At 54.9% G+C, this 7504-nt stretch carries 5 protein-coding genes and 1 pseudogene; 2 read left to right on the forward strand and 4 right to left on the reverse strand.

Annotated features, from left to right (window positions below):
• The coding region (locus tag ACFDSS_RS12450; RefSeq protein WP_375256061.1) for an efflux RND transporter periplasmic adaptor subunit at window positions 1-1157 on the forward strand (1157 nt) is incomplete at its 5' end.
• A gap of 11 nt (window positions 1158-1168) precedes the next feature.
• Window positions 1169-4306 (forward strand): efflux RND transporter permease subunit, encoded by a 3138-nt coding sequence (locus ACFDSS_RS12455; RefSeq protein WP_375256062.1) that lies wholly within the window; start codon window positions 1169-1171, stop codon window positions 4304-4306.
• A 111-nt stretch (window positions 4307-4417) separates the two neighbouring features.
• Here ACFDSS_RS12455 and ACFDSS_RS12460 read toward each other — a convergent pair.
• From ACFDSS_RS12460 to ACFDSS_RS12475, 4 genes and pseudogenes are all read right to left on the reverse strand, one after another.
• Window positions 4418-4630 (reverse strand): annotated as a pseudogene (locus ACFDSS_RS12460) (transposase); the annotation flags it as partial.
• The gene (locus ACFDSS_RS12465) at window positions 4630-5979 is read right to left on the reverse strand and encodes an efflux transporter outer membrane subunit (RefSeq protein WP_082849484.1); all 1350 of its coding nucleotides are present in this window, start codon (window positions 5977-5979) and stop codon (window positions 4630-4632) included. The gene ACFDSS_RS12465 and the pseudogene ACFDSS_RS12460, both read right to left, overlap by 1 nt.
• Window positions 5980-6195: 216 nt before the next feature.
• Complete coding sequence (locus ACFDSS_RS12470; protein ID WP_009827352.1) at window positions 6196-6777, reverse strand: L,D-transpeptidase; 582 nt, start codon at window positions 6775-6777, stop codon at window positions 6196-6198.
• A gap of 83 nt (window positions 6778-6860) precedes the next feature.
• On the reverse strand, window positions 6861-7451 hold the full coding sequence (locus ACFDSS_RS12475; protein WP_114865786.1) for a L,D-transpeptidase: 591 nt from the start codon (window positions 7449-7451) through the stop codon (window positions 6861-6863).
• Between the last annotated feature and the right edge of the window lie 53 nt (window positions 7452-7504).

The raw sequence follows: 7504 nt of genomic DNA on the forward strand, positions 1-7504 counted from the left end.
ATCATGCAGGCGAAGCCAAGGATGCGCATGGCGATGACGATCATGCAGGCGAAGCTGAAGGCGCACACGGCGATGAAGGCGGTGGCGATGTTGTTAAACTGACCCCCGAAGTCGCGAAAGAGGCCGGAATCCTGCTCGAGCAAGCTGAATTGGGTGCCTTGGGCGAATCCCTTAGTCTGCCAGCAGAAATCCGCTTTGACGCGGACCGGATGGCAAATGTCACGCCCAAAGTGAGTGGAGTCATCGACCGGCTTTTGGTTGGTGAAGGCGACACCGTTGCCTATGGAGATACGCTGGCACTGATCACAAGCCGCGAGCTTGCAGGGTTGAAATCGCAATGGATCATTGCGCAAACAAATGAAGTCCTTGCCGCACAGGCGTTGGAACGCCTGGAAGGTCTGTGGGCGCAAAAAATCACATCCGAGGCGAATGTCCAAACGGCCCGCGCAGAGCATGAATCGGCAAAGACCGAAAGTGAAGCCGCAGAAACCGAACTGCATGCCGTCGGAATTGATCACGCCGCTCTCGAAAAAATAGCCGCTGCTCAGGATGGCAACAATGCCAATGCCTATCTGACTGCACCACTTGCGGGAACAATTGTACGACGTGCGGCGACGCTGGGAGAAACGGTAACAGCCGGGGATTCCAGCGCCAAGGTGCTGTTCACGATTGTCGATGACAGCGTGGTTTGGGCCGATATCGCGGTTTACAAGCAAGACATCAGCCGCGTTCGCGTTGGCGCACCCGTTGCCTTGAAATCAGACGCAGGCGACGTCATCGCACAATCAACGGTGGCCTTTATTCTACCGGTTATTGATGAAGTGTCGCGCACGGCGACGGCGCGTGTCATCATCGACAACTCTGACAGAACCCTGACCCCCGGCCAGTTTGTGATTGCAGATCTCAGCGTCGGCAATGCCGCGGAGGTTTTGCGCGTGCCACAATCCGCCGTGCAACTGGTAGAGAACCGTCCGTCTGTTTTTGTCCCTGTTGACGGCGGGTTCGCACCGCGCGCCGTCATGGTCGGCACAACCGCTGGCGGCTATGTGGAAATCCGCACCGGGCTGGAGGAAGGCGACCTCTTTGTCTCTGACGGTGCCTTCACACTCAAAGCCCAACTTGAAAAAGACGCCTTTGGCGACGGCCACGGACATTAGGATAGCTGATTATGACTGATTTTATGCACCGCATCGCAGGCGGCTGGCTTTTGGCGGCCATTGCGGCTTTTGCGATGACGCTTGGCGGGCTTTTTGCGTTTCGCGCCTTGCCTGTTGATGCCTTTCCGGACGTGACACCCGCGCTGGTTCAGGTTTTCACCGAAACCGAAGGGCTCGCCCCCGAAGAGGTTGAACGCTATGTGACCTATCCGATCGAAACGGCGATGTCGGGCCTTCCGAAACTGAAAAACATGCGGTCGGTCTCCAACTTCGGGCTGTCGGTGGTGAACATCTATTTTGAGGACGGGACGGATGTCTATTTCGCCCGTCAGGTCGTGGGCGAGCGGCTCGCCGAAGCGCGTGGCAACATCCCAGACGGGTTTGGCGACCCGCAAATGGGCCCGATTTCAACCGGGCTTGGCCTCATCCTGTATTTCCGCCTGGAAGACCAGACCGGCGAACGCAACCTTGTCGAGATGCGCGAAATTCAGGATTGGATCGTCAAGTATCAGTTGCAGACCGTGGCGGGTGTCACCGAGGTTTTGTCCCTTGGTGGCTATGAAAAGCAATATCAGGTCAGGCTCGATCCCGATGCGCTGCTTGCCTATGATATTCAAATCGCCGATGTGATCAGCGCATTAGAGCGCGGAAACAAAACCGAAGGGGCGCAATTCCTCGAAATCGGATCCGAACAATACACGGTGCGCGGCGTTGGACTTGCCAAGACAATCTCTGATCTCGCAGAGATTGTCGTCAACGTGGAGGACGGGCGCACCGTGCGCGTGCGCGATCTGGGCCACATCATCGTTGGCGGTGGCGTTCGGCAAGGTCTTGCAACCGCCAATGGTGAAGGCGAAGTTGTCGCAGGGTTGGTTCTGAAACTTTATGGCACCAACACATCCGATGTCATCGCGCGGGTCCAGAAGCGCTTTGAGGAAATCAACGCAAGCCTGCCGGATGGTGTACTGGCGGTCCCCTACTATGATCAGGGAACGCTGGTAAACAAGGCCTCCGCAACCGTCACGACGGCGTTGTGGCAGGGGGCTGTACTCGTAGCGTTGGTGGTGTTTGTCTTCCTGGGCGGCTGGCGTCCCAGTCTGGTTGTGGTCCTGTCGATCCCGTTTTCCGTAGGTTTTGCGTTTATCGCAATGTACGTGCTCGGCATCAGCGCCAATCTGATGTCATTAGGGGGGGTCGCCATCGCCATCGGGATGATGGTGGATGGGGCGATTGTCATTTCTGAAAACGTGGATCGCAGCTTTGAGGAAGATGACGGCTCTGAAGAGCCGCGTATGTTGGTTGCCCGATCTACCGCCGAGGTAATCGCACCTCTGGTGGCGGCGGTTGCCGTGGTTATCGTTGTTTTCCTGCCGCTTTTCTCGCTGCAAGGGGTTGAGGGCAAAACCTTCCGGCCCTTGGCGGCATCGGCTGCACTCGCCATGACCGGATCGCTGTTCTATGCGGCCCTGATTGCGCCTTCCATGGCCTTTTCGGTGATGCGCCGATCCGGCAAGAAGGCCCCTGACAAGCCGGGGCGGACTGTCGCGATGGTCAGTGGTGCGGCCGGGTTCTTTGTCCGTAACCGTTTTTTCGCCATCGTCCTGTGCGGCATATTTTTGGCGGTGGGCGGTTTTGCAGGATCGCGACTTGGTTCCGAATTTACGCCATCGTTGGAGGAAGGCGATATTCTGATGCGCGTCACCATGGCACCCTCGATTTCGCTTACCGAAGGAACGAAGACGACGACGCTTGTGGAAAAGCGGCTGTTAAAGAATTTTCCTGAAATCAAGTCCATCGTGACCCGTATTGGGCGTGGTGAGGTTGGCGCGCATGCTGACCCGACCAACAGCGCCGAAGCCTTCATCGAGTTGAACCCGGTCGATCAGTGGCGGCCCGGCTTGTCTGCCGAAGGTTTGCGCACGGCGATTTCGGAAGATCTGGAAAGCTTTCCGGGGATTGTGGTGAATATCGGCCAACCCATCGCGATGGCTGTTGATGAATTGCTGACCGGCACACGCGCCGAACTGGCCGTCAAAATCTTTGGACCGGATTCCGAAATTCTGTTGGAGCGATCACAAGTCCTGCAATCACTCCTGCAACAGGTTGAGGGGTCTGCCGAGGTACAGGCCGACCAGATCACCGGTGCGCCGCAACTTGTGGTAACCGTGGATCGGTCAGCCCTTGGTCGCTACGGGCTTGATGTTGAGGACGCGTTGGATGGGCTGCGTGCAGCCGTCGGCGGGGCCGAAGCCGGATCACTGTTCGAGGGCGTGCGACAGTTTCCGATAATGGTGCGTTTTGACGAAGAAAGCCGCGACACACCGGAGGCGATCAGACGCATCGTGCTGGAATCGCCTTCGGGCGCACGGGTGCCGCTGGACACAGTGGCCAATATCGAAACTGTAATCGGTCCACGCCAGATCACACGCGAAGATGGCGAACGCTTCATCACGGTCCAGTCCAACGTGCGCGGTCGCGATATCGGCTCTTTCGTTGCCGAAGCGCAGACGTTGACGGACGCTCAGTTGGATCTACCGCCCGGGTATCGTTTGGTCTGGGGCGGCCAATTCGAGCTTCAGCAACAGGCGAATGCCCGTTTCAAAGTGGTTATTCCGATTACGTTGGGCATCGTTCTGCTGATCCTTCTGGTAACCTTTGGTCGCCTGAAATCAGCGATCCTCATCCTGTTGAATATCCCCCTGGCGCTGACAGGTGGTGCGATGGCGCTCTGGCTGACAGGGTTACCGGTGTCGGTGCCTGCTACCGTCGGGTTTATCGCATTGTTCGGCATCGCGTTGGGCAACGGTATGGTATTGGTCAGTTTCATGGATGATTTTGCGCGCGCCGGTCGCAATCTGGAGGCTTTGGCCATTGAGGCCGCAGGGCTGCGCGCGCGTCCGGTCCTGATGACCGCCATGACGACGGCACTTGGGCTTGCACCATTGCTCTTCGCCACCGGCGTCGGTGCCGAGGTCCAACGCCCGCTTGCCACTGTGGTAACCGGGGGGCTTGTTTCGTCAACCGTGCTGACCCTACTGGTCATGCCCGCCCTGCACCGCTGGTTTGCGCCCAGACAAGGTGGGCATCATTCACTTGTCGAAACGGTCCACGAGCATGGTACGAAGGCAAAATCTGTAAAGAAGGCTTAGGGCATATATGTTCTGATGCGCAGGCAAAGGTGCACGGCTGTTTGGCGGTGCGTGCACCCTTGCGGCCGTACTTTGGGTCAATACAACGCATCTCCGGTCAAAAGATGAGTACTATAGGCTGATGCAGATAGTTTCGCGTTTGGAATATAATTCCAGATACTGGAGGATGACATCGTCGGTGACATTCCCTGACGTGGTCGAAAAGAATCCACGTGCCCAAAATAGCGTTCCCCAGTATCGTTTGCGCAATTCGGGAAACTCAATCTGCACGTGCCGCGATGAGCGCGCCTTGATCTGCTGCATCAAGGTAGAGAACGCCAATTTTAGCTTACGTCGCCCCATCCACGACCAGTCGCAACCATAAGTGCTGACCACGATTGGGCCAAATCTCTTACTGCTGCTGCGAGGGATATGCGTGCTGCGTTTGCAAATCGTTCGGCGTCCAACAGGTCTGGTAAGTTCAGTTCTCCCAGTTCAAAAACTTTGCGGCTCAACTGAAGAGTACGATCCCTTGATCGTTGAGCAGCGCGCAATGCGGCCACCTCTCTTTGTTTTCGTGTAAATTCACTTTGAGTTTTTTGCACATCTTCCACCGCGGCCAACACCTGTGCACGCCATTCCAGTTCGGCGGTCGTGGCTGAAATAATAGCCGCATCTCGCCTAGCGCGTAGCGGACCTTGGTTGAGGATGGGCAATGAAAGTGCTGGACCAAAGGACCATTCTGACGGGTTTGCCGCTGTCACCGAGCCAGATAAAGTGACCGATGGGTACAACTTTGCTTCTGCGACACCTACTCCGGCAACTGCGGCAGCTAGACGGCGTTCAGCGGCCAATACATCTGGACGATTGCGGAGCAGATTAGCGGGGACGCCTGTTGACCCCTTGCTGCGAGGATAAGGTTGTGGTGCGCCTGCAATCATCTGTTTAAGCAGCGGCTGAGCTGGTTCGGCCAACAATGTCGCGATTGCAAAAACCCGGGCTTCGAATGCGGCTTCAAGCGGAGGGAGGTCGGCAATTGCTGTGTCCAGCTGACCTGCTGATCGGGCAAGATCTAATTCTGACAATGCGCCTTGCTCAACTTGAGCTCTGATCAAGGACTGGGTCCGGCGGAGGCTCGCGATATTCTGTCGTGTTAAAGCCAATGCCTCCTGAAAATACCGCGCGTCAATATAGTTGGAAACAACACCGGAAACCAGAGCAAGCCGGACAGTGCCAGCATCAAACTTGGCTGCTTCTACACCCGCTGCCGCGCGCTGCGCGTCACGGCGAACACCACCAAAAATATCGAGGATGTAATTCGCCCCGAACGTCGCACTTTCAGAGGGATCACCTGATATTGGGTTACCATTGTTTCTTTGCGCCTGTGCATCCAGTCCACCTGAGAATTGGCCAGCGGTACCTGTCTGCCTCAGGTCTGTATTTGCGGCTTTGATACGTTGTAAAGCCGTTGCAATATCGATGTTTTGTGTAAGGCCGCGGTCTACTAGCCGGTTCATTTGCCGGTCATTTAGCCGTTTCCACCATTCATCGCGCGCGACCTCTTCAAGAGCCCCGCCACCGCCAATGAACGACGTTTCTAAAGGTGTCTTAGGTGGCGTATAGTCAGGGCCAACAGCGGTACATGAAACCAATGCCGTGGATGCTAGGATAAAAAGCAGATAGGGACGGTTCATTTGTCATTCCTGTATATTGGATCAGCTTTTGGATTTGCTGGGGATGTGATGGAGATGTTTCACCCAGCACGCTATTATGAGCAGATAAGTAATTGAAAAGTAAAAGCTTGTCTAGAGGTGCTCAGAGCCGTCGAGTTCTAGAAAACTCCAAGATTGCGCCGTGTTTGAGCCACTAAATTTTTTTTATTAGACACACTTTAGGACCTGCACCAGTCGTCATGTCGCGCCATTTGGATAGAGCACAACGCGGGTGTCTAAAGGCACTTGATTGAAAAGTTGAATAATCTGATTGTTAACAAGCCTGGCACACCCGTTGGATACGGCGCGCCCGATAGTGGTTGGATCATTTGTGCCATGAACACGCAAAAAGGTGTCACCGCGACCCGGTTGAAAGAGATACAGGGCCCGCGCTCCCAGAGGGTTGCTCAAACCGCCAGGCATTCCATTGCGAAGTGGGCCATATTTCTGAGGCTCACGACGCAACATGCCAGGAGTCGGGGTCCAACTTGGCCATTCTTTTTTCGCCCCTACGTAGAATTCTCCTGCCTCGTAAAGACCTGGGCGACCGATCCCGACAGTATATCGAATTGCAGTATTATTGGGCTGGGTCCAGAAAAGTGCAAACTGGCCTGGAACTACATGTATTTCGTAGGGAGCAGCGCCCGCTGGTATGGTCACTACTTGAGGCAAAAATTCTGGTGGTAAATCATACTTAGGAAGCACTATGTGAGCTGACACTGGTTGGCAGGCTAAAGTGCCAACAGCCCCAGCGGAAAGGAGGAATTTTCTTCGTTTCATAGGCCGGTGGCTTTCAAAGACTGATGATAAGTGGAACTTGGTACACGAGGGCGTACCTTCATAAGTCAGATAAAGTGCATGAATCAAAACAACTTCACTTGTGTTCCGACTTCGGCCAAAGCGAACAATTCTTTGATATGCTCGTTGTAGAGACCTATGCACCCATTTGAAGATTGCCTTCCGATCTTGCGCGTGTCGCCCGTGCCATGAACACGGTAATATTGCCATGACAGATACAGCGCATGGGTGCCCAATGGGTTATCGGGACCAGGTGGAAAATAGTCTGGCCATTCGGGGTTGCGTATCTTCATTGAAGGGGTGGGGCGCCAGCTTGGCCCCTCAACTTTACGAATGACGTGTGTGTTCCCACGTTTGGTCAGTTCTTCTGTTAACGGAACACTGGAAGGGTAAAGTTTGTAGACGCTTTCATCTTCTGACCAATATTGAACTGCACGGGAGTCGATATCGCAAAGGATTGCTCCGTGCTCTAAGTTGTCAAAATGCTCCCTCCAATTGGAGGTACTGAAGGATGAAATGTTTCGGCGGACTGACGGTGACGAAAATGGCTCGGTCGTTTGCGCGATTGCCGTACCGGTTCCGAGAAATAGTCCACTTGCTGTCGCCCCAAGAAGCGCACTGCGACGTGAAATAGATGTGTCTTTGGTCAGTATCATGATGAAGCCTCTGATCTTGCCTGTTTTAACTATTTTAAGACCTCCACCTGCTA

The sequence above is a fragment of the Yoonia sp. genome, assembly GCF_042093035.1.
Taxonomy (GTDB): Bacteria; Pseudomonadota; Alphaproteobacteria; order Rhodobacterales; family Rhodobacteraceae; genus Yoonia.